We start from the raw sequence: 23,437 nt of genomic DNA on the forward strand, positions 1-23,437 counted from the left end.
TTACCGGAATCGACAGTTTACGCAAGTCACCGCACTTCACAAACTAAACCACAATATGCTTACGTTGGACACAAACGTAACCTCGTAAATTCACGAAAACTTACGGAAGTTTTCAAAGGCATGCTAAGTTTGCGACGAACTATGCTAAAATGAACATACGATTAACCAGAGGGGAGCACCGCACATGTTAAAAGTTTTTAATACGCTGACGCGGCAAAAAGAAGTGTTTACGCCGATTACATCGGGGATGGTAAACATGTATGTCTGCGGACCGACAGTTTATAACTATATTCATATCGGCAATGCGCGGAGTGCGATTGCATTTGATACGATTCGTCGTTACTTCGAATATAAGGGTTACCACGTGAACTACGTGTCTAACTTTACCGATGTTGATGATAAGATGATTAAGGCTGCTAAGGAAGCGAACACGACCGTTCCAGAAATTGCCGATCGCTTTATTGCGGCATTTATGGAAGATACCACAGCTTTAAACATTGAACCCGCAACGAAACACCCACGGGCAACTGAAAACATTAAAGAGATCATTAGCTTTATTCAGGCATTAGTGGCTAAAGGTTACGCCTACGAAGCCGATGGTGACGTTTATTACCGGGCTCGGAAGTTTGAAGGTTATGGTAAACTATCTCACCAAAACATTGATGAACTTGAAGTTGGGGCCAGTCAACACGTTGACCCAACCGAAGTTGACCGGAAGGAAGATCCAATTGATTTTGCCTTATGGAAGGGTGCCAAGGGGGATGAGATCTCTTGGGAATCACCTTGGGGTAAAGGCCGGCCAGGGTGGCACATTGAATGCTCCGTTATGTCGACGAAGTATCTGGGTGACACGTTTGATATTCATGGTGGCGGCCAAGATTTAGCCTTTCCACACCATGAAAACGAAATTGCACAAAGCGAAGCCAAAACGGGCAAGACGTTTGCCAATTATTGGTTGCATAACGGCTTTGTGACGGTTGGCGATGAAAACGAAAAGATGAGTAAATCACTGGGGAACTTTGTGACGGTGCATGATATTTTGAAGACCGTGGATCCCCAAGTATTGCGCTTCTTTATGGCAACCACCCAGTATCGCAAGCCAATCCAATATACCGCTGGCAATTTGGAAGATGCCCAAAACAACTTGAAGCACCTGCAAACGGCCTACCACAACTTACAGTACCGTTTAAAGGATGCTGAAGCTGGGAGTGACCCTAAGATTGATCAAGAGATTCGCCAAATTGAAGCGGACTTTGTTGATATGATGGACGATGATTTTAACGTTCAAAATGGGATCGCTCAAGTGTATGAACTGGCTAAGTTGGGGAACGTTTACGCAGAGCAACCCGTTGTGTTGCAAGATAGCGTAAACTTTATCCTGAAGACCCTTAAAGAACTCGTCAATGTGTTTGGCATCGTCTTTAAGGATGAAGCGCTAAATGATGACGGCATTCAAGCCTTGATCGACGAACGCTTGGCGGCTCGTCAAGCACGCGACTTTGCTCGCAGCGATGAAATTCGTGAACAGCTTAAAGTCCAAGGCATTATTTTGGAAGACACCCCTCAAGGGACCCGTTGGCACCGCGAGGATTAGAAAGGAACACTATGAGCGAAGAGCAAGCAGATTATCAACAACTTAACGGTATTGCGTTAGCCTACATGGGCGATGCCGCGTACGAAGTGTTTATTCGACAACACTTGATCGAACAGGGACTCACGAAGCCGACTAAACTGCACCATAAGGCGACGATGTACGTTTCGGCTAAGGCGCAAGCGGCGTTGATCGACTTAATGACGCAAGATGGCCTGTTAAGCGAAACGGAACAAGATTACTTCCGTCGTGGCCGCAATGCCAAGAGTTACACCCACGCTAAAAACACCAGTGTGATGACTTACCGGATCTCAACTGGATTTGAAGCACTGTTTGGGTACTTACACTTGAGTCACCAAACGGAACGGCTGGCTGAACTTGCACACTGGTGCATTGAGCAAGTGGAAGCTGGGAGGCTAACGAATGAAAAATAAGACACATCAAAACGATGACCATAAAAAAGACGCCCGTAAGAACGACGCCCAAGAGGAAGAACAATCCGAATTTATTATTGGCCGTCATCCCGCTATTTCGGCACTTAAAAGTGACCAAGAAATCAACAAGGTGTTTATTCAAGATGGCTTGAAGAATGAATTGATCGGCGAAATTATTAAACTGGCTAAAAAGCGGTCACTGGTGATTCAAACAGTGCCGAAGTCTAAACTGGAACGACTGGTTCCCCGCGAGAACCACCAAGGGGTTGTTTTAGCCGTTGCAGCGTACGATTACGCAACGATTGATGATTTGTTTGATAAGGCTGCGGCTAAGGAAGAACCACCGTTTTTCCTGATTTTGGATAACATCAATGATCCCCATAACTTGGGGTCGATCATGCGGACGGCGGATGCTGTTGGCGCACATGGGATTATTATTCCAAAACGGCGCTCAGTGGGCTTGACCTCTGTGGTTGCGAAGACTTCGACTGGCGCAATTGAACACGTGCCAGTTGCCCGGGTCACCAACCTAGTCAACACGGTTAAAGAGTTGAAGGATCGCGGTCTCTGGGTATTTGGTACCGACATGAACGGAACGGACTACCGGCGCTTTGACGCCAAGGGACCGGTTGGCATCATCATTGGTAACGAAGGCAAGGGGATTTCACCACTGTTGAAGAAGACGGTGGACGAAATGCTGACCATCCCAATGATTGGCCACGTTCAAAGCTTGAATGCCAGTGTTGCGGCAAGCTTATTGATGTACCAAGCGTTCCAATCACGACACCCATTAAATTAATTCAGACAGCCTGATTGCGATCACCGGAAATTTGCAGTAGTATGCCGGCGTTGAATCGTTGATCAGGGCGATTAAAAATCCGAATGGTCATGCTGGCCAATCGGATTTTTAAGCTTTTAGAAGGGAGGTTCACCAATGAAACAGGATATCTTAATCGTAGATGCCTACAACATGATCGGCAATTGGCCGGACTTGAACCGGTTAAAGTTAACGGGCCGGATGGAAGAAGCCCGAGATCAACTATTAGCCATGTTGTCCGAGTACCGTAAGTACCTCAAGACAACAATCATCGTGGTGTTTGATGCGATGTTTGTGCCCGGCATGTCTAAAAAATACGATCATTACGGTCTGGAGGTTATCTGGACGGGTCAGGATCAAACGGCTGATTCATATATTGAGTCACTGGCCAAGGAAAAACAGACCCGGTTCACCCAAGTAACGGTAGCGACGAGTGATCAAGCGGAGCAGTGGATGGTATTTTCAGCGGGCGCACTTCGGATACCAGCAGGGGAGCTTTTGTCTGATATCAAACGAACGCGGCGCGAAGTTCACACCCAAGCCGTTAAGATTGCGGATCAAGGCAAGGTGCGCCGTTCGCCTTGGAGTCAGGGGCAATTGCTGAAGTTAGAAAAATTACGGGACAATTTAGGCGATGACCCAAAACAAAAAAAGCGCTGATAATTATTTAACAATCAAGTGAGAAAATAAAATTGGTATAGTTCAATTAACGTCGATTTTACCCGAACACATTCAAGTTGATATTGAATTGGTCGCTCGGGACGGTTGACGTTTTTTGTGCTACGTTTGCTTGGCCACTTAAAATTGGTCTGTTAAAGTGAAAGCATCAATTTTGGAGGAGAGAATGATGACTGTTTATAACGAACCAGATTGGGAATTGGCTCAACAGGCAAAAGCAGGTAACGAAGATGCATTATGTGAGTTGATGCGACGATACGAACCCTTAGTGGTCAGTATTCAGCTAAACTATTACCTGAAATGTTATGATATGCGAGACTGGATTCAAGAGGCTTACATTGTGCTTTGGCGAATTGTCCATCGCTTTGACGTTGAACGGACTCGGGCGTTTGGCATGTATTTTAAACAGGCACTTTTGAATCGGCGACGTGACATTCACCGTGGGATGTCGACACAAAAGCGGCGCTTAGTCGTAAGCGTGACATCGTTGAAAGTTCCGGACGGTTGGCTTGAGATGTTCGTCAATCAGGAGTGGCGGTCGCCTGATGATGTTGTGATCGTCAGACAACACGTGATGAAAGTACTGAAAAAAGAACTTTCTCAGCTAGAGCGAGGTGTTATATTAGCGTTAGTCGGGGGACAAACGCGAGAGGAAATTATGGCGACCTTTAAATTAGATAAACGACAACTGCATAATGCAACGGAACGCATTAAACGTAAGATTCGCCAAGAATTCTTTGGCCACGCTAATCGCCGGGATAACATCGCCGAGTGATCAAGCGACCTCCTGAATGGCCGGCGCGCTTGACGCCCCAACGGATCAATGCTAAAATCAAGTTTGCTGTAATGAAGAGGAGGTGTTCAGCGTGGCTCAAAGAAAAGTTGCGTTAGCATGTTCTGTTTGCGGCTCGCGGAATTATACGGTTCCAGCAAGCCCCAATCGAAAAATTCGACTTGAAGTTAATAAATATTGTAAGTATTGTGGTCGCCACACGTTGCATCGCGAAACTAAGTAAAGCACGTGCACGACCGGTTTTAGGAGGGGCATATGCGCTTTTTTAGATTTTTACGTCAAGTAAAAGATGAGATGAAACAGGTGTCTTGGCCAAACGCAAAGCAAACGCGTAAAGATACCACAAGCGTTGTAACGATGGCGCTTGCGATGGCAATTTTCTTAGGCGTTGTCGATTATTTGGTCCAAGCGGGCTTAAAATTATTCGTCTAGCTTCACGAAAGCAAATTTTATGCTATAATGTTTGTGGTTGAAAACTTCGCGCTGTCGGAGTTTTTTTATTTTGGCAACAATTGGTCAGGTTACCGTTTTTTAGAAAGGATGAATCAAAGATGGTTGAATCAGCAGAGAAGCAGTGGTACGTATTACATACCTACTCTGGTTACGAAAATAAAGTGAAGATGAACCTTGAATCCCGGGCACAGTCCATGGGCATGCAAGATTTTATTTTCCGAGTAGTTGTTCCCGAAGAAGAGGAACGCGAGGTTAAGAACGGTAAGGAAAAGATCAAGATGGACAAAACCTTCCCGGGCTATGTTTTGGTTGAAATGGTAATGACTGACCAAGCGTGGTATATCGTCCGTAACACCCCAGGCGTAACCGGGTTTATCGGGTCTCACGGCCAAGGTTCAAAGCCAACGCCATTGTTGCCAGACGAAGTTGAGTTGATCTTGAAACGACTTGGGATGAGTACCCGTCATGAAGATCTCGACGTTGACGTTGATGACACGGTTAAAATTGTTGACGGCGCCTTCTCTGGTTTGGAAGGTAAGATTACCGAAGTTGATCACGAAAAGGCGAAGTTAAAGGTTAACATTGACATGTTTGGTCGTGAAACTAGCGCCGAATTAAACTTTGACCAAGTTGATCCAGTCATTTAAACTGAGTGAACAATCCGGCTTTTAGCTGAAAGTCGTTAAAAAACTATTGGCATTTACGTGAAACTGTGGTAGCCTATATGAGTATGTTTTTGCATACAAATGTGGGAGGAGAAATCAGCTCTCCACTTACCACAACACGGACTCAAGGAGGTATGTCTCGTGGCTAAAAAAGTAGCTAACATTGTTAAATTGCAAATTCCTGCGGGTAAAGCAACACCAGCCCCTCCAGTTGGACCAGCATTGGGCCAAGCCGGAATTAATATCATGGGCTTTACGAAGGATTTCAACGCTCGTACTGCCGATCAAGCTGGGATGATTATTCCAGTTGTGATCACGGTTTATGAAGATCGTTCATTCGATTTCATCACCAAGACACCACCAGCAGCCGTTCTTTTGAAGAAGGCCGCCGGTGTTGAACATGGTTCAGGCGAACCTAACACGAACAAGGTTGCATCTGTAACCAAGGCTCAAGTTAAGGAAATTGCTGAAACCAAAATGCAAGACCTAAACGCCGCTGACGTTGAAGCAGCTATGCGTATGGTTGAAGGTACTGCTCGTAGCATGGGCTTCACTGTAGAAGGTTAATCCCAGCTACTAACACTACGGATACTTTGTGAAAGCGAATGTATCAAGTGGGAGGCCAAGCCGTTATAACCACATTTGCAAGGAGGAAAACACAAAATGGCTCATAAAAGAGGTAAAAAGTATCAAGACGCGTTCAAGCAAGTAGACCAAGATAAGTTCTACGCCCTTGAAGAAGCGGTTGATCTTGTTAAGAAAATTGATTTTGCTAAGTTTGATGCAACCATCGAAATTGCATTCAAGCTTAACGTAGATACGAAGCAAGCTGATCAACAACTCCGTGGCGCAGTTGTACTGCCAAACGGGACTGGTAAAGATCAAACTGTTGTTGTATTTGCTAAGGGTGACAAGGCTAAAGAAGCTCAAGAAGCCGGTGCTGACTTTGTTGGCGACGACGACTTAGTTGCTAAGATCCAAGACGGCTGGTTAGATTTCGACGTTGCCATCGCAACGCCTGATATGATGGCCCAAGTTGGTCGTTTAGGTCGGGTCCTTGGTCCTAAGGGCTTGATGCCTAACCCTAAGACGGGTACTGTTACCATGGACGTTGCAAAGGCTGTTAACGAATCAAAAGCTGGTAAGGTGACTTACCGGACTGACCGTGACGGTAACGTTGCTGTTCCTGTTGGTAAAGTATCATTTGATGCTGACAAGTTAGTTGAAAACTTGAAGACCATCTCAAACGTTGTTATTACTGCACGTCCTGCTGCTGTTAAGGGGACTTACGTACAACACGTTTCGATTGCTTCAACCTTTGGCCCAAGTGTCAACGTTGATGTAACGACGCTTTAATAATTTAAAAAATCCTGTATTGACTTTCATCTAAGAATCGAGTATTCTTAGAAGGTTGATATTGTTCTGCCCAAGACTCAGGTGGCTCCGGCCTTAATTTACCTGCCGAGGAAGATGTGAAGTTAAACTTACATTTCTCTCTATGTCATGGCGGACATAGGGATTTTTTATTCCTATTATTTTGCAGGAGGTGAAACTAATGAGTGAACAAGCTATTGCTGTTAAAGCACAACATGTTGAAGAAGTTGTTAAGCGTTTCGAAGCCGCTCAAGCAGCTATTGTAGTTGACTACCGTGGCTTGACGGTTGCTGAAGTAACTGACTTACGTAAGCAATTACGTGATGCCGGTGTTTCAATGAGCGTTATCAAGAACAAGGTTTTGACCCGTGCCGCAGAAAAAGCTGGCTACGCCGATTTAAACGACGTCTTTGCTGGCCCTACTGCCGTTGCATTCTCTAACGAAGATGCAATTGCACCCGCTAAGATCTTGAAGAAGTTTGCTGACAGTCACGCTGCCCTTGAATTAAAGGGTGGGATGGTTGAAGGTAAAGTTGCTACGCTTGATCAAATCAACGAATACGCTACGATGCCAAGTCGTGAAGACTTGTTGTCAATGCTTGCTAGTGCCTTGTCTGATCCTATGCGTAAAATTGCGCGTGCGGTTAAGGCTGTCGCTGACAAGGGTGAAGGCGAAGCTGCCTAACCCACCACTACTACTAATAATCCCACAATAAATGGAGGAAACAAAAATGGCTTTTGATAAAGATGCTATCATCGCTTCATTAAAAGAAGCGTCAATCTCAGATTTAAACGACCTTGTTAAGGCAATCGAAGAAGAATTCGATGTCTCAGCTGCTGCTCCAGTTGCAGTTGCTGCTGCTGGTGCCGATGGCGGTGCTGCTAAGGATTCATACGATGTTGAATTGACTGAATCAGGCGACCAAAAGGTTAAGGCTATCAAGGCTGTCCGCGAAATCACTGGTCTTGGTTTGAAGGACGCTAAGGGTCTTGTTGACAACGTACCTTCAGTTATCAAGGAAGGCGTTTCAGAAGACGAAGCCAACGAACTTAAAGCTAAGCTTGAAGAAGTTGGTGGCGTGGTTACCCTTAAGTAATTTAAGGATCCCGCTCAAAAAACGGTTTGCGATTTTATCGCAGACCGTTTTTTATTTTGTTCTCAATAACGTTGATTTGTTGATTTAATGAAGTAACTCAACGTTAGCTTTAGTTTGTGAAGTGCGGTGATATGCGTAAACTGGCGATTCCGGTAGCCGGCCAGGTTAGCTGCGCTGGCCGGCCTGAGCCAAAGGGCGGTCTCAGTCCTCGAATTTCAGCCTCGCCAAAACCCATGCGAGTCTGAAATTCGTCCCCGATAATTGGCGATTGTTGGAAAATCGCCAACAACCACCAATTATCGCGACACAGCATACACCTGGCCGGCTCTCACGTTGGCGCAATTCGGCACTATCGTAGAACATCTCAAAATACGGTTAACGGCAACGTGGCATATCTGATTAGCGCAAGCGCAACGCACAACTAAGCACAACTAATACGTTCCACATCGTACAATGGTTGACCCATTGCAGTTACTGAACATTGACCGCAAGTGCGTCTGCAGTTGTCGAGTGCTTTAGTCATACGCGGGTCCGGAGAGATCCGGCATGGGCGTTTTTTGCCCATTCCTAGCTCGTAGGCCCGCGACCCAGCGAAGCTTGGAAGCCTATCTGGCCACTGCGTTCCAGCCTCGCATAGCGCCGGAACCTCCCGCGGCATCTTCCCACTACAAAAAAACAGAATTACCGAATTTCACAATCTAAACATGCTTACACTGGACACAAGCGACAGCAAAAAACAGCTACCAACTCACGGTGAGTTAGTAGCTGTTTTTAAATATCATAATCACTATCAAGCATTGGTTCAAGGTTCCCCAACAGGTAGCCGTTGCCCGTTTGCGAGAAGAAGTCGTGGTTGGCCGTTGAGGTCGAGATACCGGCCATGACGTCGGTATTGACATCGTCAGCGGTATCTGGGAATAGCGGATCTTGACCGAGGTTCATGAGGGCTTTATTGGCGTTGTAGCGGATAAAGGTCAGGACGTCAGAGGTCCAGCCGACTTGATCGTACACCAGATGACTATACTGTTCTTCATTTTCGTATAGTTCATACAAAAACGTGTACATCCAATCCTTTAACGATTGACGTTCAATATCAGTCAGTTGGTTAAACGCAACTTGGAATTTGTAACCGATGTAAGTGCCGTGAACCGATTCGTCCCGGAGAATCAGCTTGACCATTTCGCCAACGTGGGTCAGTTTGTTGTGACCAAGGTAGTATAGTGGTGTGTAGAAGCCCGAATAGAAAAGGAAAGTTTCCAAAAAAACGTTGGCAATCTTTTTCTTGAGGGGCGCATCGTCATCGTGATAGAGGTCGCGAATTCTAATCGCTTTAGTTTGGAGTAGGTTTTCTGAATCACTCCAATCAAAGATGGCCTGAGTTTCTTCCGGGGAATTTAAAGTTGAAAAAATCGTGGAATAGCTTTTTGCGTGAATGGACTCCATAAACTGAATGTTGTTGAGTACCGCAATTTCGTGTGGCGTTTTGGCGTCTTGACGAATTGCGGCCATGCCATCTTGAGACTGTAGCGTATCAAGCAGATTGAGCCCACCAAAAATGTGGCTGATGACCCAACGGTGAGTATCGTCCAGTGTTCGCCAATCATCAAGGTCCTTGTCGACGGGAATCTGGGTGTCTAGCCAAAATTGCTCGGTTAACTTTTCCCAGGCAGCGCGATCGATGACATCGTCAACCTTTGTCCAATTAATTGCTTTATAAGTGTCTGTCATTGGTTCTTAAGCTCCTTTGAGACGAATCCAACGTCGATCCCGTTAATGCTCATCAGGGACCATAAGGCAACTGGTACATTGATTAGCGCCAAATTCACCATCGGTTTCGGTTAAAATTTGGACCCCGTAAAGGGACTTGAGGCCGGCTTTGTGGGCGTAGTGTCGTAAAATACTGAGGTCACGAGTTGAGAGCTGGTCGGAATGACCACGTTTCCAGTCGTAAAGCTCAGGCGAACAGGTTGCGCGAAGTCGAAGTGGCAGTGCCAGACCTTGATCAACGTGGGCCTGCGCGGCAGCATAGATTTGAATCACTTGACGCATGTCCGTGTCATAAGCGGCAACGTAGTAGGGCAACGTATCGTTAGATAGCCCTGGTGCCGGATAGTACAGCTTGCCAACGACGGGGAGCTGATAGGCCGTGACCCGGTTAGCAATTGGTGATAGCGCAATCGTCGTATCATTGATGATGGTCGTAGTTGTATCAGCCGTGACGGCTAATCGATTTTGATGGTAGAGGCCGTCTTGCATGACGCGTTGTTGAAGGGCTTGCCAATCTGCAATGGTCGGTAGCGAGATGTGCTTAAACAGCCGTTTAACGGTGTCAGATTGCGGCTGGCAGGGGGCTTTTGGATCGAGATAGCGTTCAAAGTAAACACCGGAAGCGTAGTCGCTGTTCTCAAACCCGGCGAAAGTTTGGTGACGGTCGTGAGCCAGCTGAGTAGAAGCCATGAGCGTCCAATAGTTCAGGAGCATAAAGTAAAGATTCGTAAATTCAAGGGTCTCAGGTGCGCCATATTGGAGGTGTTGACTAGCAAAGTAACTGTGAAGCCCCATTGCGCTAAGTCCAAGGGTGTGCGTCGCTTGATTACCCGCAGCCACAGTGGGAATGGCAGCTAATGCGGCTTGATCGCTAACGTTAGTCATTGCCCGAACCATGGTTTCAACAGAATGGCCAAAGTCGGGGCTCGCCATTAGGGCGCCAACGTTGGTGGCTGCCCGGCTTGTTGCGTTGTCCCGACCGAGATTGAGGTAATCTTGGGTAGCGGTTAATTCAGGAGTTGCCTGAATTTGAAAACTACTAGTTCCGAGATCGCTCAGTAGGATTTGACCGTCAATGGGATTGGCTTTATTTGCTGTATCGATATTAACGATGTAGGGCATTCCAGACTCTTGTTGGCACTGGCTGATTTTACTTTCCAAATCTCGCGATTGAAGTGGCCATTTTTGAATCCGTGGATTCTGAACCAGTGCATCATACTCGTCAGAAAGGTTAACCTCTGAGAATGGCATACCGTACTCGCGAGCGACGTCTGCCGGACTAAAGCAGTACATTGTCATGTCAGCGCGACACAGTTCATAGAACAGGTCGGGGACGATGATGCCAATTGCGAGTGATTTTAGCCGGGCCTGTGTATCGGTGGTATCCTGTTTAGTTGCCAGAAATGTTAAAATATCGGGATGAAAAACGTTTAAGTAGGCGACGCCGGCAGTGTCGCCCGTTGGTCTTGGGTAGTTCAGACTACCTTCAATCAATTGCATGATGCCAACGATGCCGCCAGAGGTACTGGTTGCTTCTTTTGAGGAACTGATATTGGTCAGGTTAAAGCTGACATCGCCCCCAAGTTCTGAGAGTTGTAAAGTGGTATTCAGTGCACGCCCGATACTGTTGAGGTCGTTGGCAATCTGAAGGGTAAAGCCGCTTAACAGGGTGCCCTTATCGTGACGACCGGCGTTTTTAAACGGCGTTGCCGCTGGCTGGAATCGACGGTGCAAGAGCTCATCCGCACAGTCCATGGCAAGGTGTTCATCACCATTTGCCCCGGCTAACGCAACTAAGGCCAGATGGTCAATGGGCGTTTCCAAATACTGCTGGCCATCACGCGTCTTTAACGCAAAGTTCGTGTAAAAGGTGTAGGCGGCCATAAAACTTTGAAAGTGATACGATTGAGAATTGAGGTAATCATAGAGTGAAGTGATAAACGTAAAATCGTATTGATTGATGCAGTCAGCATCGAGATAGTCGTTGTCAATTAAATAATCAAACCGGTTGCGCAACGATGCAAAAGTCATCGTATTAGGGGCAACGTTTTGCTCAAGAAACGCGTTTAGCGCGTCTCGATCGGTTGGTAAATTGATCTGATCGTCTAACGGAATGTTTAAATCGCGGTTGAGATCAAAATACGTGGTGTTTTTAAGATCCAGTAAGGTCATGTGAACGCACTCTTTTCTATTGATTGGGAGGGGCGTCGAAAAAAGTGGCGCATTCGCTAAACGAGTTGTCACCACTTCCTTGTTGTTATCAATTAACTGGGAGCATGGTTTAGTCGTTGCGCAACCAACCACGTGCCGTTCAATCAGCAGGAAGTCACCAAGTTAAATACTTGTATTAATACATAAATTTTACACCCATGGGGGTAAATTTCAACCGGTGGTGCCGGTTTTTTATGCTAAACTAAAGCCTTGAGATTAATTATAACGGATTTGACTAAATAGGGCACACTTTGGATGGTTAACGGGCAATTTAAGTGAGTGACATAAGGAGTGACACACAGTAATGGATGAACAAACGAAGTTTATGCGCGAAGCACTCGTAGAAGCGAAAAAAGCGGCGTTGATCGGTGAAGTGCCGATTGGGGCGGTGGTGGTTCACGATGGCAAAATCATTGGTCGTGGGCATAATTTGCGAGAACATAGTCAAGAAGCGGCATTGCACGCAGAATTGCTGGCAATCGAAGAAGCCAATCAGTATTTAAAAAGCTGGCGCTTGACCGGGTGTGACCTGTACGTGACCCTCGAGCCTTGCGTGATGTGCAGTGGGGCAATCATCAACGCACGGGTGGATCGGGTCATTTACGGTGCACGAGACCCGAAAGCCGGTGGCGTTGCGAGTTTATACGAACTTTTAAATGATCAGCGGTTGAACCACCAAGTCGATGTGACGGAGGGCGTTTGCGCTGATGAGGCCGGTACATTATTGAAGACGTTCTTTAAGGCTGCCCGGAAACGGAACAAGGAACGTAAACGGCAGCGCAAGGCGTTGGCCAATGGTAACCAAGCTTAGAATCGAAATCATGGCCTGCTAAGTATTGTGGAACGAATGTCTCGAGCGTCGTTAGTTGTTGGCAATCAGTAAGAATCTAGAATTTAGCCTAGCTATTCATTGATGGACGTGATAAACTAGTAGTTGCCGCAAGGCCTTGAAGCAAGGGTAGCCTTACGAATCGTGTCAGGTCCGGAAGGAAGCAGCACTAAGTTTGCGTTGCTTTGTGCTTCAAGTTGATATGATGATGAACGGGAATGTGATTCCCGATTAAAAGTGGAAACGAATGTTCAGTTATTGGACGTTCGTTTTTTGTTTTGTTGGGCGAAATGTGGTGCTGTGGGTCGCTAAAGCTTGCTGGGATCAGTGGGGCACGGAGACCAAGCGATATTCATCATTTGACTGTGCGTTCACAGTGGTATTTAAACTCAAAAGACTATATAATGATAGGTTGTATATAGATCGTAAAATTGGCATAAAGAATAGAGGAATGTGTGATGAGTTACCAAGCCCTGTACCGGGTATGGCGGCCTCAACGGTTTGATGAAATGATCGGTCAATCGCTGATTACGCAAACCCTGAAGAACGCCATTAAAACGAAGCAAATCAGCCATGCGTATTTGTTTGCGGGACCACGAGGCACCGGGAAAACGTCCGCTGCGAAGGTGTTTGCAAAAGCGGTCAACTGTCAGTTTCAAAAAGACGGGGAACCCTGCAACGAGTGTGAGACCTGTAAGGCAATCACGAAAGGCACGTTAAATGATGTGATCGAGATCGATGCCGCTTCGAACAACGGGGTCGAAGAGATTCGCGATATTCGTGATAAGGTCAAATACGCGCCAACCGAGGCGGAATATAAAGTCTACATTATTGACGAAGTCCACATGCTGTCGACCGGCGCCTTCAACGCACTGTTAAAAACGTTGGAGGAACCACCAGCAAACGTGATCTTCATTCTCGCGACAACGGAACCCCATAAGATTCCGGCAACGATCATTTCTCGGACCCAACGCTTTGATTTTAAGCAGATTCAGGCCAAGGATAGTTTGTCACGGATGACCTACATCCTCAATGAAAAGCAGGTTGATTACGATGAAGAAGCCCTTAAAGTCATTGCGAAGGCTTCTGAAGGTGGGATGCGGGATGCGTTGAGCATCTTGGATCAAGTCATTTCGTTTGGTGATGACTCGGTCACTTTGGAAAACGCGTTACTGGTTACCGGCGCCGTACGTAAGCAATTACTCGTGGATTATTTAACTGCAGTGATGCATAACGAGACGCAACAGGCGTTGGTGACGGTTCAAGAGATATTAGCGGATGGTAAGGATCCGGAACGGTTTACCGAGGATCTCGTGAATCTCACTCGTGATCTGCTACTGTATCAGCAGTCACCAGAGTTGGTGGCGCAAATTGAACTCGATCAAGTTGATGATCAGTTTAAAGCGTTAGCAGAAGCAATCACGCCCCAGCAACTGTACGCGATTATCGATGCGTTAAACGATATCCAACAGCAAATGCGGTTTACGACCCACGAAGACGTTTATCTAGAAGTGTTGACGGTTAAATTGGCGGGCTTGCAACAAACGGCTGCACCGGCAACAACGTTAGCGGCACCGGCTAATTCAGCGGAGCTTGATCAGCTGAAAGCGGAAGTTCAGACGCTGAAACAGACGGTGGATCAACTTCAAACGGCGGGGGTTCAGGCCGCACCAACAGCGGCGAAACCAGTAGCGCCTAAACCAGCAACTAAGATCAATCGGAAGGTTAATCTAGGACAGGTTTATCCAGTGCTTGAAACGGCAACGCGCCAAGATCTTTCGGCGTTACAAGAGGTTTGGCCAGAGTTAATGAGCTTCTTAACGGTGGCACAACGGGCCGTGATGCACGCGTCAAAACCGGTTGCAGCGAGTCAGGAAGGCGCCATTATCGCCTTTGACTTTGATTTTCTGTTGCAACATACCGACCGTGAGTTAACGGATGCGCTTGAAAATGGGTTGGATCGACTGACGCATAAATCACCTAAGTTGGTCTTTGTGCCGATCGATGAGTGGCCTCAGATTCGTAAGACCTTCATTCAGCAGCATAAGCTGACCGGGCAATCAACGGGTGAAACGCCTGAAACGGATCAACAGTTATCAGGGGATGCGCCAACTGATACGCAAGCACCAGCCAATGAGTCACAACCAGCACCGGTTGTCGAACAGGCGAAAGCGTTGTTTGGTGACGTTGTTGAAGTTAAACAAGATTAATCAAATAATTAAAGGTGGTTATTAATATGATGCGTGGTATGGGTAATATGGGTAACATGATGAAACAAATGAAGAAAATGGAAAAGCAAATGGCTGAAGAACAAAAGGTCATGGAAGCCAAGTCATTTGATGGTGTTTCGCCTGATGAACTGGTCAAGGTGACTTTTTCAGGCAAACGGCAGATGACGGACATGACTATTGATCCGCAAGCTATCGATCCTGATGATCCAGATATGTTAAGCGACTTAGTGTTAGCGGCTGTTAACGATGCCCTCACTAAGATCGATGAAGAAGGTCAACAAACGTTGGGTAAGTACACCAACAAGTTATCTGGGATGTAGACAAAGCGAGGTTACCTATGCAGTATCCGGAACCAATTGCACAATTAATTGATAGTTACATGAAATTGCCGGGAATCGGCCAGAAGACCGCAACCCGGTTGGCCTTTTACACCATTGATATGAACAACGATGATGTGACCCGGTTTGCTAAGTCACTGATTTCGGCAAAGCGGGACCTGCATTTTTGCTCGATCTGTGGTAATTTAACGGAGGGCGATCCCTGCGATATTTGTCGGGATAAGACCCGTGACCAAAGTCAGATTCTGGTGGTCGAACAAGCCAAAGACATCATGATCATGGAAAAAATGAAGGAGTACCACGGGTTATACCACGTGTTAAATGGCGTGCTCTCTCCAATCGAAGGCAAGGGGCCAGAAGACCTCAACATTGCCAGTTTGCTGAAGCGACTTCAAAGTAATGAGGCCGTGAAGGAAATTATCGTTGCCACGAACGCAACGCCAGAAGGTGAAGCAACCGCGATGTATTTATCACGATTGATCAAACCGGCTGGCATCAAAGTGACGCGGTTGGCGCACGGGTTATCCGTAGGTACCGATATTGAGTATGCAGATGAAATGACGTTGTTTAAAGCCGTTGAAGGCCGAACTGAAATGTAGTCAGGAAGTGATCGCGTGTTTGGCGCAAAGCAACAAAAATTACGACGAGAATATGATGACCGGCTGTTAGAAACCATCGAGCGGGTCAAAGAAGAGTGGGACCATGCGAAGCAAACCGAATTGGCGGTGGCTGATGTGGACGAAGAGATCACATCGCAAACCAAGTTGGCGCGGCAAAAATACCTGTTTTTATACCGAGAAGCCCGGTTACGACAGGTCCATGGCCACCACATCCAAGCGTCAGTGTTTGACTTCTAATTAAGACGGATTCGGTTCCTTGACCCAAAGTTTTAATGGTCAGGAACCGGCGACGGCTTCTAGACGATTTTGGGCCTGGTCAACTGGTTCAAAATCGTTTTTTTATGATAAACTAACAAAAATTAACTTATTAAGTAAGGGTGGGTCAGCATCGTGGCAGGTTTATTGATTACCTTTGAAGGACCAGATGGTGCCGGGAAAACAACCGTTTTATCGGCAATTGTAAAACAGTTAACGCAAGACTACGGTTCACGGCTGGTCGTGACTCGTGAACCGGGTGGTAATCAGATTTCTGAGGCCATCCGCCACATTATCTTGGATCCTAAGAATACTGAAATGGACGTCCGGACAGAGGCGTTGCTTTACGCAGCAGCAAGACGTCAGCACATTAACGAAACGATTGCACCAGCGTTGGCTGCTAATCAGGTGGTGTTGTGTGACCGGTTTGTTGATAGTTCAGTGGCCTATCAGGGCGCTGGTCGAGAAATCGGGGAAGATGCCGTTTATGAGATGAACCAGTTTGCAACGGATGGGCTGACGCCTGATTTAACCTTGTATTTTGACGTGCCTTCTGAAGTTGGTTTGGCGCGGACTCGGACTCGAGAAAAAGCGGTTGACCGGTTAGATGCAGAGGCGTTAAGTTTTCACCAGCGCGTTCGGGCATCGTACTTAAGATTAGCGCAGGCCAATCCAGAACGAATTATGACCATTGATGCAACACAGCCATTAGCGACGGTGATTGCGGAAGCTGATCAGCTTGTCCGCCGGGCAATCACTCAGGCATAGAGGGGGAATAACGGATGAAAATGATCATCGCAATTGTTCAAGATAAGGATGCTAACCGGTTACGGACCGCTTTCATCAAAGCCGAGATTCAGGTGACCCGGTTGTCAACAACCGGTGGTTTCTTAAAGTCCGGTAATACCACGTATATGATTGGAATCGAAGATGAACGGGTACAAGAAGTCCTGGATTTGATCCACGAAACATCGCGCACCCGTCAGCAATTTATGACGCCACCCGTGAATTTGGATGCTCAGATGGATAGCACCTCTGGTTACCCGGTTGAAGTTCAGGTTGGTGGAGCAACGGTGTTCGTACTCCCAATCGAACAGTTTCATCAATTTTAGTAGGAGGCCCTTGTGACGGTGGAAGTAGACAGCCAGTTAAATACGGTACAAGAAGCAACGCAAAAACAACCCGTGTTGGCAGCGCACTTTATGCGGCTTGTGGCCACTCAGCGGTTGAGTCATGCGTACCTGCTAGCGGGGCAAACGGGCTGCGGTAAACGGGCCGTTGCGCAGATGGTCGCCATGCGGCTTTTTTGTGAACACCCGACTGAAACGGGTGAACCATGTGGGACGTGTGCGGAGTGTCACCGAATTCTATCAGGTGACCATCCCGACGTCGTGATGGTGCAACCCGATGGGCAACGCATTAAGGTCGATCAGGTCCGCTATATCAAAGATGAGTTTGCCAAAAGCCCGGTTGAAGGCGCAATGAAGGTGTTCATTATCGAAGGCACCGAAACGTTGACGACGAGTGCAGCAAACGGCTTGCTAAAATTCATTGAGGAACCCGTTGATAACCGAGTCATCTTTTTACTGACCACTAACAAGAGTTTGATCTTACCAACGATTCAATCTCGTGCGCAGGTTGTGGAGTTTTCAGCGATTCCAACGCCGGTTTTTGCCCAAACGCTGCGGCAACAACAGGTTTCCGAAAACCAAATTGGGCTCGTGAGTGCGTTGACCAATAGTGAAACGGATGCGATGGCGTTGGTAGCGGATAACTGGGTGGGGGATTTACAGCATGAACTCGCTCGGTGGTATGGTCAACTGGCTAAACAGGATCCCATGGCATTTGTGACGGTTCAAACGGGCTTAGTTCCGTTGGCAACGGATCGCAACCGGCAGTCGGTGGTCTTGGATGCCCTGATCGTCCTTTGGCAAACCACGTTGCGGCTCAAGTACCAAACGGCAACTGAAACACCAGCGTTTCCAGAGTTGATCGCGACCATGACCACGGTGGCCCAATCGCTAACTCAAAAGAACTTACTCGCCATTTTGACGGCGGCGTTGGCAACCAAAAAGGCTTTAGCCGGGAACCTCAATTTCCAGACGATTTTGGAAACGTTGACGCTAAATAGCTTGAATTTGTTGGCGAAATCGTAGCGGTTTCTTGTCGGACCTCGCACTTAGGGGTATACGACTTTGGTAAACGTGGTTACAATGAAAGTAATTAGAAATAAAACAGTTATCCAGAGATGGACTGATCAGTGACAACGGCAAGCCGACGTCACGTACATAATCGGTTGCCATTTTCAAAAAGAGGGGTGCGCACGTGAAAAAACCAGACGTTTATGAAGATCTAAAGGCACTTCAACTGAACATGGCTCAGCTGATCACTCAGTTTGAGCAGGTTCAAGAAGAAGTGACGGCAACGTTGGAGCAAAATGCAGAGTTAACCATTGAAAATCAGCATTTGCGTGAACTAGTCAAGCGTGAACATGATCAGGCAATTACGCCGGGAAACCAAGAACCCCAGTTATCAAAGGGGTTGCAGAACTTGGTAATGCTGTATGATCAAGGGTTTCACATCTGTAATGATTTTTATGGCGAACGTCGTAAAGATGAAGAAGAATGTGCGTTTTGTCTCAGTGTCCTCTATGGCAAACGGTAGTAGATAAAGGAGTTTTAGTGTGCAATCACAATTAAGTTTTTCACCGCAACAAACAACCGGGACCTTGTATCTGGTGCCGACCCCAATTGGCAACTTGGGTGATATGACGTATCGAAGTGTCGAAACGTTAAAAGAGGTTGACGTTATTGCGGCCGAAGATACCCGTAACACGCAGAAGTTACTGAATCACTTTGAAATTGAGACCCCTCAAATTAGTTTCCATGAACATAATACGCAGGAACGAATTCCGCAACTGGTTGCCCGGTTGACAGCTGGTGAAAGCGTGGCTCAGGTGAGCGACGCTGGGATGCCATCGATCAGTGATCCAGGCCATGAATTAGTGGTGGCTTGTATCGCAGCTGACATTCCGGTGGTGCCATTACCTGGTGCTAACGCTGCGTTAACGGCGCTGATTGCTTCAGGTGTTTCGCCACAGCCATTCTACTTCTTTGGTTTCTTAGATCGAAAACCAAAGTTGCAACGTGAAACGTTAGCCAAACTGGTCAATCGGCCAGAGAGTTTGATTTTCTACGAAGCACCACACCGGTTGGCTAAAACGTTGACCGGGTTAGTTGATGGTCTCGGTGGATCACGGCAGGCGTCACTTTGTCGTGAATTAACAAAGCGTCACGAAGAGTTTATTCGTGGCAGTTTAGATGAACTCTTAGCGTGGGCCAAATCATCTGACCAGGTTCGCGGTGAATTTGTGATCATCGTGAGTGGCAATGCTAATCCGGGCGTGGATGAAGAAACGCCAGACTTTAGTCAACTTAGCATTGAAGAACACGTCGATCAATTAATTGATCAGGGTCAAAAAACAAACGAAGCCATTAAAAACGTTGCCCATTTGCGGCAACTGAAGAAACAAGAAGTTTATCAAATTTATCACCATATCGAAAAGAATTAGAGGAAGACGGATGGGCGCGAACACGTTTAACGAAACACACCAAATTACCTTTTACGAAACGGATGTTACCAACACGGTAACGCCATCAATGCTGATCAACATGATTATTTTAGCGTCAGAGGATCAAACCACCTCACTTGGCGTCGGCAGTGACGTCGTCAGCCAACTTGGCATCGGCTGGGTTGTGACGCAGTATAAAATCGACATTACAAGAATGCCGCAAGTTAATGAAACCATTACGTTGACAACGCGCGCAACTTGTTATAATCGCTACTTTGCTTTCCGTGAATTTTGGGTGCATGACGAGGCCGGTAACGAATGCGTGCACGTCGAAAGTATCTGGGTCACGATGAACTACGAAACCCGTAAAATTGTGACGATTCCGGAAGCCATCATTAAACCATTTGAATCAGAACAGGTTAAAATGATTCCCCGTTTGGGTCGACCAAAACGGTTAACGGATGCGGATCAAGTGATGACGAAGCAGTATGGTGTTCGGTATTTTGACATCGACGGTAACGGTCACGTGAACAACTCACGCTACTTTGACTGGTTACTCGATGCATTGCCAATGAGCTTTTTAACCCGGCACGACTTGGTGTCACTCAATATTCGGTTTGAAAACGAAGTTCAGTATCACCATACCGTAACGAGTGAGGCGGCTTTAGTAACCGATGTGACCTCGTCGATCACGACGAAGCACCGTATCACGATGGCTGATGGTGAAGTTGCGACTGAAGCAGAGTGTCGTTGGGTACCGAAACAAACGGCAACTGAACCTCAGACTGATTAAAAAGGACCACTCAGCTGACATTGAGTGGTCAAAACAGGCGAATGAACGAAGGGGACTATCGAGAAATGAATGTACTGGCATTAGACACGTCAAATCGGCCGTTAAGTGTGGCGGTCATGGCGGATGATCAGGTTTTGGCCACCACGACGGTAACGGTGAATCAAAAACACGCGGCGCAGTTACTACCGATCATTGAAGAATTGATGCACACGGCAAAACTGACACCACGGGATTTGACACGGGTCGTTGTCGCCGATGGTCCTGGGTCTTACACGGGGCTTCGGATTGGTGTCACAACCGCGAAAACGTTAGCTTCAACCTTAAATATCGAATTAGTTGGGGTCTCAAGTTTGGCCGCGATTGCCGCCAACGTCACAACGAATCAGCAATTAGTGACGGTTTTGTTTGATGGTCGTAACGACAACGTTTTTGCGGGTGTTTATCGCATCGTTGATCAACAGCCCGTTGCGGTCATCGCTGATCAACACATCGCGTTTGAAGACTTGCTGAAAAAATTAGTGGCGTTGGATGAAAAAGTGGTTGTTTTAGGCGATCTTGATAACTTCCAAGACCGATTGGGACAACAGTTGGGTGACCATTTCGTTGCGTTGCCTGCCGTTTGGAGCTTACCCAGCGCCGCTCAGGTTGGTCGACTTGGCCAAGCTTTACCGCCAGTAACGGACGTGGACGCCTTTGTACCACGCTATCTACGATTGACCAAAGCAGAAGCGGATTGGCAAAAGCAACACCCAGAAGAGGATCATAACGACTATGTTGAAAAAGTTTAAAAACTGGTACCGCCAAATTTTTCAGGTGCAAGAAGCGAAATACCAAGATGTTTTGGACATTAAAAACCACGAGGTTCAGATTCAAGACGTGGACTATTTTCTCGCCAAGGCTCAATTTACCGATATTCCGGAGATGCTCGGCATTGAACGGGCAGTTTATGGCGGCAAAACGCCGTGGGATTCGGCGGCATTTGCGAGTGAACTTCGTCGCGAAACGGACCGCTTATATTTAGTCATGAGACGACATGATCGGTTATTGGCCTTTATTGGGTGCACGTTTAACGAAGTGAAAAGTGATGCCCATATTACCAACATTGCGGTCGTTCCCGATTATCAAAGTCGTGGTCTGGGGCACTTTTTGATTCAAATCATGATCAAAAAAGCCCAACATTTGGGCTTAAACCAACTATCGCTGGAAGTTCGTCGGAGTAATGTTCGGGCGCAAGCCTTGTATCAGGATCTCGGATTTACGAAAGCGGGCATCAAAAAGGGGTACTACTTTGGTGACCATGAGGATGCCGTAGATATGGTGTTGACGTTGAGTGACGCTGATGATTGAACCGATCGTTGAACTGGTTGCGGCACCGATTGCGGTTGAGCGTGACCTCGCGCAAGCGTTTTGGACAACTGCCCAGGCTGCCTACCCAACTGGTGAGGCGTGGCCGTTAGCTAGCTTTGAACGCGATTTACAGGCGGCTCACCGGCGATACGTCGTGCTAACGGTTGATGGACAAGTCGTCGGCTATCTAGGCGTCATTCAGGTGCTTGATCAAGTGGATGTGACGGGGATTGCGGTTCATCCAACGCATCAGCGACAGGGATTGGCCACCCGGTTATTTGAAACCCTACTCGCCAATCTTGACGCTGGGACGATGGTATTTTTAGAAGTTCGGCAATCGAACCTGCCAGCGCAGCGGTTGTATCAGCGATTGGGCTTTCAGGTGATTGGGACGAGACCAGCTTATTATCAGCATCCAAATGAAGACGCAATTTTAATGAAATTAACGGTTTAACCGGTAAATGAGTGAAGGGAGTATCAGCTAAGTGGAACGGAACTTGATTTTGGCCTTTGAGTCAAGCTGTGATGAAACCAGTGTTGCAGTGATCGAAAACGGGGAGACAATTTTATCAAACATTGTTGCGACCCAAATTAAAAGTCATCAACGATTTGGTGGCGTTGTTCCGGAAGTGGCCAGCCGCCACCATATTGAACAGATTACGGAATGTATCTCAATGGCACTGGCTGAAGCCCAGGTAACGTACGATGAGTTATCAGCGATTGCAGTGACTTACGGTCCAGGATTGGTTGGCGCGTTGTTGATCGGGGTAACGGCGGCAAAGACCGTGGCGTTTGCCCACAACCTACCATTGATTCCGGTCAATCACATGGCAGGGCACATTTACGCGGCTCGGTATGTGAAGCCAATTGAATTCCCAGCATTGGCCCTCTTAGTATCAGGCGGGCACACCGAACTCGTTTATCTTGCGGAGCCCGGTAAGTTTGAAATTATCGGTGAAACGCGTGACGATGCAGCGGGTGAAGCCTATGATAAAATTGGCCGCGTGTTAGGTATCAACTATCCGGCCGGTAAAGAGGTCGATCGATTAGCGCATCTGGGAGAAGATACGTTTGATTTTCCACGGGCAATGGACCACGATGACAGCTTTGATTTCAGCTTTAGTGGCTTGAAGAGCGCGTTCATCAATACGGTTCACCACGCGGATCAAATTCACGAAACGTTGGATCGCAACAACTTAGCCGCCAGCTTTCAACAAGCGGTGGTTGAAGTGCTTGCTGACAAGACGGTTCGGGCATTACAAGCTTATCCAGATGTTCACCAGCTGATTCTAGCGGGTGGCGTAGCGGCAAACCAAGGGTTAAGAGATCGTTTGACAACGGAATTATCAGCGTTCAAGAACGTTGAACTCGTCAAAGCCCCAATTAAATTATGTGGCGATAACGCCGCAATGATCGGTGCCGCAGCCTATGTGTCATACCAGCAACAACAATTCGGTGACGCAACGTTGAATGCGGAGCCGGGGTTGTCGTTTGCGTATAGAGCGTGAGGAGCAGCGGTTAGACCGTGGCGTATAAAGCAGCCCCAGTAAGACTATCCGGGTTTTGGATAGTC

29 protein-coding genes, 1 other RNA gene and 1 other annotated feature are annotated in these 23,437 nt (G+C 47.1%); of the genes, 28 read left to right on the forward strand and 2 right to left on the reverse strand.

The window, feature by feature from the left end; all coding sequences use genetic code 11:
- Positions 1-184: 184 nt before the first annotated feature.
- From cysS to rplL, 12 genes are all read left to right on the forward strand, one after another.
- Positions 185-1,594 carry a cysteine--tRNA ligase gene (gene cysS / locus ACYVR3_RS02060; protein ID WP_057152386.1) on the forward strand — a complete coding sequence of 470 codons (1,410 nt, stop codon included), beginning with the start codon at positions 185-187 and terminating at the stop codon, positions 1,592-1,594.
- A gap of 11 nt (positions 1,595-1,605) precedes the next feature.
- Positions 1,606-2,025: a Mini-ribonuclease 3 gene (locus ACYVR3_RS02065; protein ID WP_054737435.1), complete on the forward strand. Its 420-nt coding sequence runs from the start codon at positions 1,606-1,608 to the stop codon at positions 2,023-2,025.
- Positions 2,015-2,824: a 23S rRNA (guanosine(2251)-2'-O)-methyltransferase RlmB gene (gene rlmB, locus ACYVR3_RS02070; protein WP_082624513.1), complete on the forward strand. Its 810-nt coding sequence runs from the start codon at positions 2,015-2,017 to the stop codon at positions 2,822-2,824. Before ACYVR3_RS02065 ends, rlmB begins: the two co-directional genes overlap by 11 nt.
- A 135-nt stretch (positions 2,825-2,959) precedes the next feature.
- Positions 2,960-3,502: an NYN domain-containing protein gene (locus ACYVR3_RS02075; RefSeq protein ID WP_054737434.1), complete on the forward strand. Its 543-nt coding sequence runs from the start codon at positions 2,960-2,962 to the stop codon at positions 3,500-3,502.
- Between the two features lie 184 nt (positions 3,503-3,686).
- Complete coding sequence (locus ACYVR3_RS02080) at positions 3,687-4,295, forward strand: sigma factor (protein WP_461242938.1); 609 nt, start codon at positions 3,687-3,689, stop codon at positions 4,293-4,295.
- Positions 4,296-4,386: 91 nt separating this feature from the next.
- Complete coding sequence (gene rpmG / locus ACYVR3_RS02085; RefSeq protein ID WP_082405173.1) at positions 4,387-4,536, forward strand: 50S ribosomal protein L33; 150 nt, start codon at positions 4,387-4,389, stop codon at positions 4,534-4,536.
- Positions 4,537-4,568: 32 nt separating this feature from the next.
- Positions 4,569-4,745 carry a preprotein translocase subunit SecE gene (gene secE, locus ACYVR3_RS02090; protein ID WP_054737432.1) on the forward strand — a complete coding sequence of 59 codons (177 nt, stop codon included), beginning with the start codon at positions 4,569-4,571 and terminating at the stop codon, positions 4,743-4,745.
- A gap of 119 nt (positions 4,746-4,864) precedes the next feature.
- Positions 4,865-5,413 (forward strand): transcription termination/antitermination protein NusG, encoded by a 549-nt coding sequence (gene nusG, locus ACYVR3_RS02095; RefSeq protein ID WP_057152387.1) that lies wholly within the window; start codon positions 4,865-4,867, stop codon positions 5,411-5,413.
- Between the two features lie 159 nt (positions 5,414-5,572).
- Complete coding sequence (rplK, locus tag ACYVR3_RS02100; protein ID WP_054737431.1) at positions 5,573-5,998, forward strand: 50S ribosomal protein L11; 426 nt, start codon at positions 5,573-5,575, stop codon at positions 5,996-5,998.
- Positions 5,999-6,094: 96 nt separating this feature from the next.
- Entirely contained in the window at positions 6,095-6,787 is a 693-nt protein-coding gene (gene rplA, locus ACYVR3_RS02105; protein WP_057152388.1) for a 50S ribosomal protein L1, read from the forward strand.
- 51 nt (positions 6,788-6,838) lie between these two features.
- Positions 6,839-6,965: a sequence feature (ribosomal protein L10 leader region), on the forward strand.
- Between the two features lie 21 nt (positions 6,966-6,986).
- Positions 6,987-7,490 (forward strand): 50S ribosomal protein L10, encoded by a 504-nt coding sequence (gene rplJ, locus ACYVR3_RS02110; protein WP_054737429.1) that lies wholly within the window; start codon positions 6,987-6,989, stop codon positions 7,488-7,490.
- Between the two features lie 46 nt (positions 7,491-7,536).
- Positions 7,537-7,902, forward strand: coding sequence for a 50S ribosomal protein L7/L12 (gene rplL / locus ACYVR3_RS02115; RefSeq protein ID WP_054737428.1), 366 nt, complete (start codon positions 7,537-7,539; stop codon positions 7,900-7,902).
- Positions 7,903-8,673: 771 nt separating this feature from the next.
- On the opposite strand, the gene nrdF is transcribed toward rplL, so the two are convergent.
- Both nrdF and nrdE read right to left on the reverse strand, forming a co-directional pair.
- On the reverse strand, positions 8,674-9,630 hold the full coding sequence (gene nrdF, locus ACYVR3_RS02120; protein WP_461242939.1) for a class 1b ribonucleoside-diphosphate reductase subunit beta: 957 nt from the start codon (positions 9,628-9,630) through the stop codon (positions 8,674-8,676).
- Between the two features lie 42 nt (positions 9,631-9,672).
- The gene (gene nrdE, locus ACYVR3_RS02125) at positions 9,673-11,841 is read right to left on the reverse strand and encodes a class 1b ribonucleoside-diphosphate reductase subunit alpha (protein WP_461242940.1); all 2,169 of its coding nucleotides are present in this window, start codon (positions 11,839-11,841) and stop codon (positions 9,673-9,675) included.
- 343 nt (positions 11,842-12,184) lie between these two features.
- Here nrdE and tadA point away from each other — a divergent pair, with 343 nt between their 5' ends.
- The 16 genes from tadA (at position 12,185) to tsaD (ending at position 23,372) form a co-directional block, all read left to right on the forward strand.
- The gene (gene tadA / locus ACYVR3_RS02130) at positions 12,185-12,691 is read left to right on the forward strand and encodes a tRNA adenosine(34) deaminase TadA (protein ID WP_461242941.1); all 507 of its coding nucleotides are present in this window, start codon (positions 12,185-12,187) and stop codon (positions 12,689-12,691) included.
- Between the two features lie 133 nt (positions 12,692-12,824).
- Positions 12,825-12,911: signal recognition particle sRNA small type (gene ffs / locus ACYVR3_RS02135), an RNA gene on the forward strand.
- A gap of 256 nt (positions 12,912-13,167) precedes the next feature.
- On the forward strand, positions 13,168-14,919 hold the full coding sequence (gene dnaX / locus ACYVR3_RS02140; protein ID WP_461242942.1) for a DNA polymerase III subunit gamma/tau: 1,752 nt from the start codon (positions 13,168-13,170) through the stop codon (positions 14,917-14,919).
- A gap of 26 nt (positions 14,920-14,945) precedes the next feature.
- Positions 14,946-15,260: a YbaB/EbfC family nucleoid-associated protein gene (locus ACYVR3_RS02145; RefSeq protein ID WP_054736970.1), complete on the forward strand. Its 315-nt coding sequence runs from the start codon at positions 14,946-14,948 to the stop codon at positions 15,258-15,260.
- Positions 15,261-15,277: 17 nt separating this feature from the next.
- Positions 15,278-15,877, forward strand: coding sequence for a recombination mediator RecR (gene recR, locus ACYVR3_RS02150; protein WP_461242943.1), 600 nt, complete (start codon positions 15,278-15,280; stop codon positions 15,875-15,877).
- 15 nt (positions 15,878-15,892) lie between these two features.
- Complete coding sequence (locus ACYVR3_RS02155) at positions 15,893-16,135, forward strand: YaaL family protein (protein ID WP_461242944.1); 243 nt, start codon at positions 15,893-15,895, stop codon at positions 16,133-16,135.
- 150 nt (positions 16,136-16,285) lie between these two features.
- Complete coding sequence (gene tmk, locus ACYVR3_RS02160) at positions 16,286-16,921, forward strand: dTMP kinase (protein ID WP_461242990.1); 636 nt, start codon at positions 16,286-16,288, stop codon at positions 16,919-16,921.
- Positions 16,922-16,935: 14 nt separating this feature from the next.
- Positions 16,936-17,265 carry a cyclic-di-AMP receptor gene (locus ACYVR3_RS02165; RefSeq protein ID WP_054736967.1) on the forward strand — a complete coding sequence of 110 codons (330 nt, stop codon included), beginning with the start codon at positions 16,936-16,938 and terminating at the stop codon, positions 17,263-17,265.
- A gap of 12 nt (positions 17,266-17,277) precedes the next feature.
- Complete coding sequence (gene holB / locus ACYVR3_RS02170) at positions 17,278-18,309, forward strand: DNA polymerase III subunit delta' (protein ID WP_461242945.1); 1,032 nt, start codon at positions 17,278-17,280, stop codon at positions 18,307-18,309.
- Between the two features lie 169 nt (positions 18,310-18,478).
- Positions 18,479-18,817: a DNA replication initiation control protein YabA gene (locus ACYVR3_RS02175; protein ID WP_461242946.1), complete on the forward strand. Its 339-nt coding sequence runs from the start codon at positions 18,479-18,481 to the stop codon at positions 18,815-18,817.
- 19 nt (positions 18,818-18,836) lie between these two features.
- Entirely contained in the window at positions 18,837-19,724 is an 888-nt protein-coding gene (gene rsmI, locus ACYVR3_RS02180) for a 16S rRNA (cytidine(1402)-2'-O)-methyltransferase (protein WP_461242947.1), read from the forward strand.
- A gap of 10 nt (positions 19,725-19,734) precedes the next feature.
- A complete protein-coding gene (locus tag ACYVR3_RS02185) occupies positions 19,735-20,517 on the forward strand; it encodes an acyl-[acyl-carrier-protein] thioesterase (protein ID WP_461242948.1) in 783 nt (260 codons plus the stop codon).
- Between the two features lie 65 nt (positions 20,518-20,582).
- The gene (gene tsaB / locus ACYVR3_RS02190) at positions 20,583-21,305 is read left to right on the forward strand and encodes a tRNA (adenosine(37)-N6)-threonylcarbamoyltransferase complex dimerization subunit type 1 TsaB (RefSeq protein ID WP_461242949.1); all 723 of its coding nucleotides are present in this window, start codon (positions 20,583-20,585) and stop codon (positions 21,303-21,305) included.
- Entirely contained in the window at positions 21,289-21,864 is a 576-nt protein-coding gene (rimI, locus tag ACYVR3_RS02195) for a ribosomal protein S18-alanine N-acetyltransferase (protein WP_057152395.1), read from the forward strand. Before tsaB ends, rimI (ACYVR3_RS02195) begins: the two co-directional genes overlap by 17 nt.
- Positions 21,857-22,318, forward strand: a complete 462-nt coding sequence (gene rimI, locus ACYVR3_RS02200) for a ribosomal protein S18-alanine N-acetyltransferase (RefSeq protein ID WP_461242950.1) — start codon at positions 21,857-21,859, stop codon at positions 22,316-22,318. Before rimI (ACYVR3_RS02195) ends, rimI (ACYVR3_RS02200) begins: the two co-directional genes overlap by 8 nt.
- A 31-nt stretch (positions 22,319-22,349) precedes the next feature.
- Positions 22,350-23,372 (forward strand): tRNA (adenosine(37)-N6)-threonylcarbamoyltransferase complex transferase subunit TsaD, encoded by a 1,023-nt coding sequence (gene tsaD, locus ACYVR3_RS02205; RefSeq protein WP_461242951.1) that lies wholly within the window; start codon positions 22,350-22,352, stop codon positions 23,370-23,372.
- Positions 23,373-23,437 lie beyond the last annotated feature (65 nt).

The organism is Secundilactobacillus muriivasis (assembly GCF_054785195.1).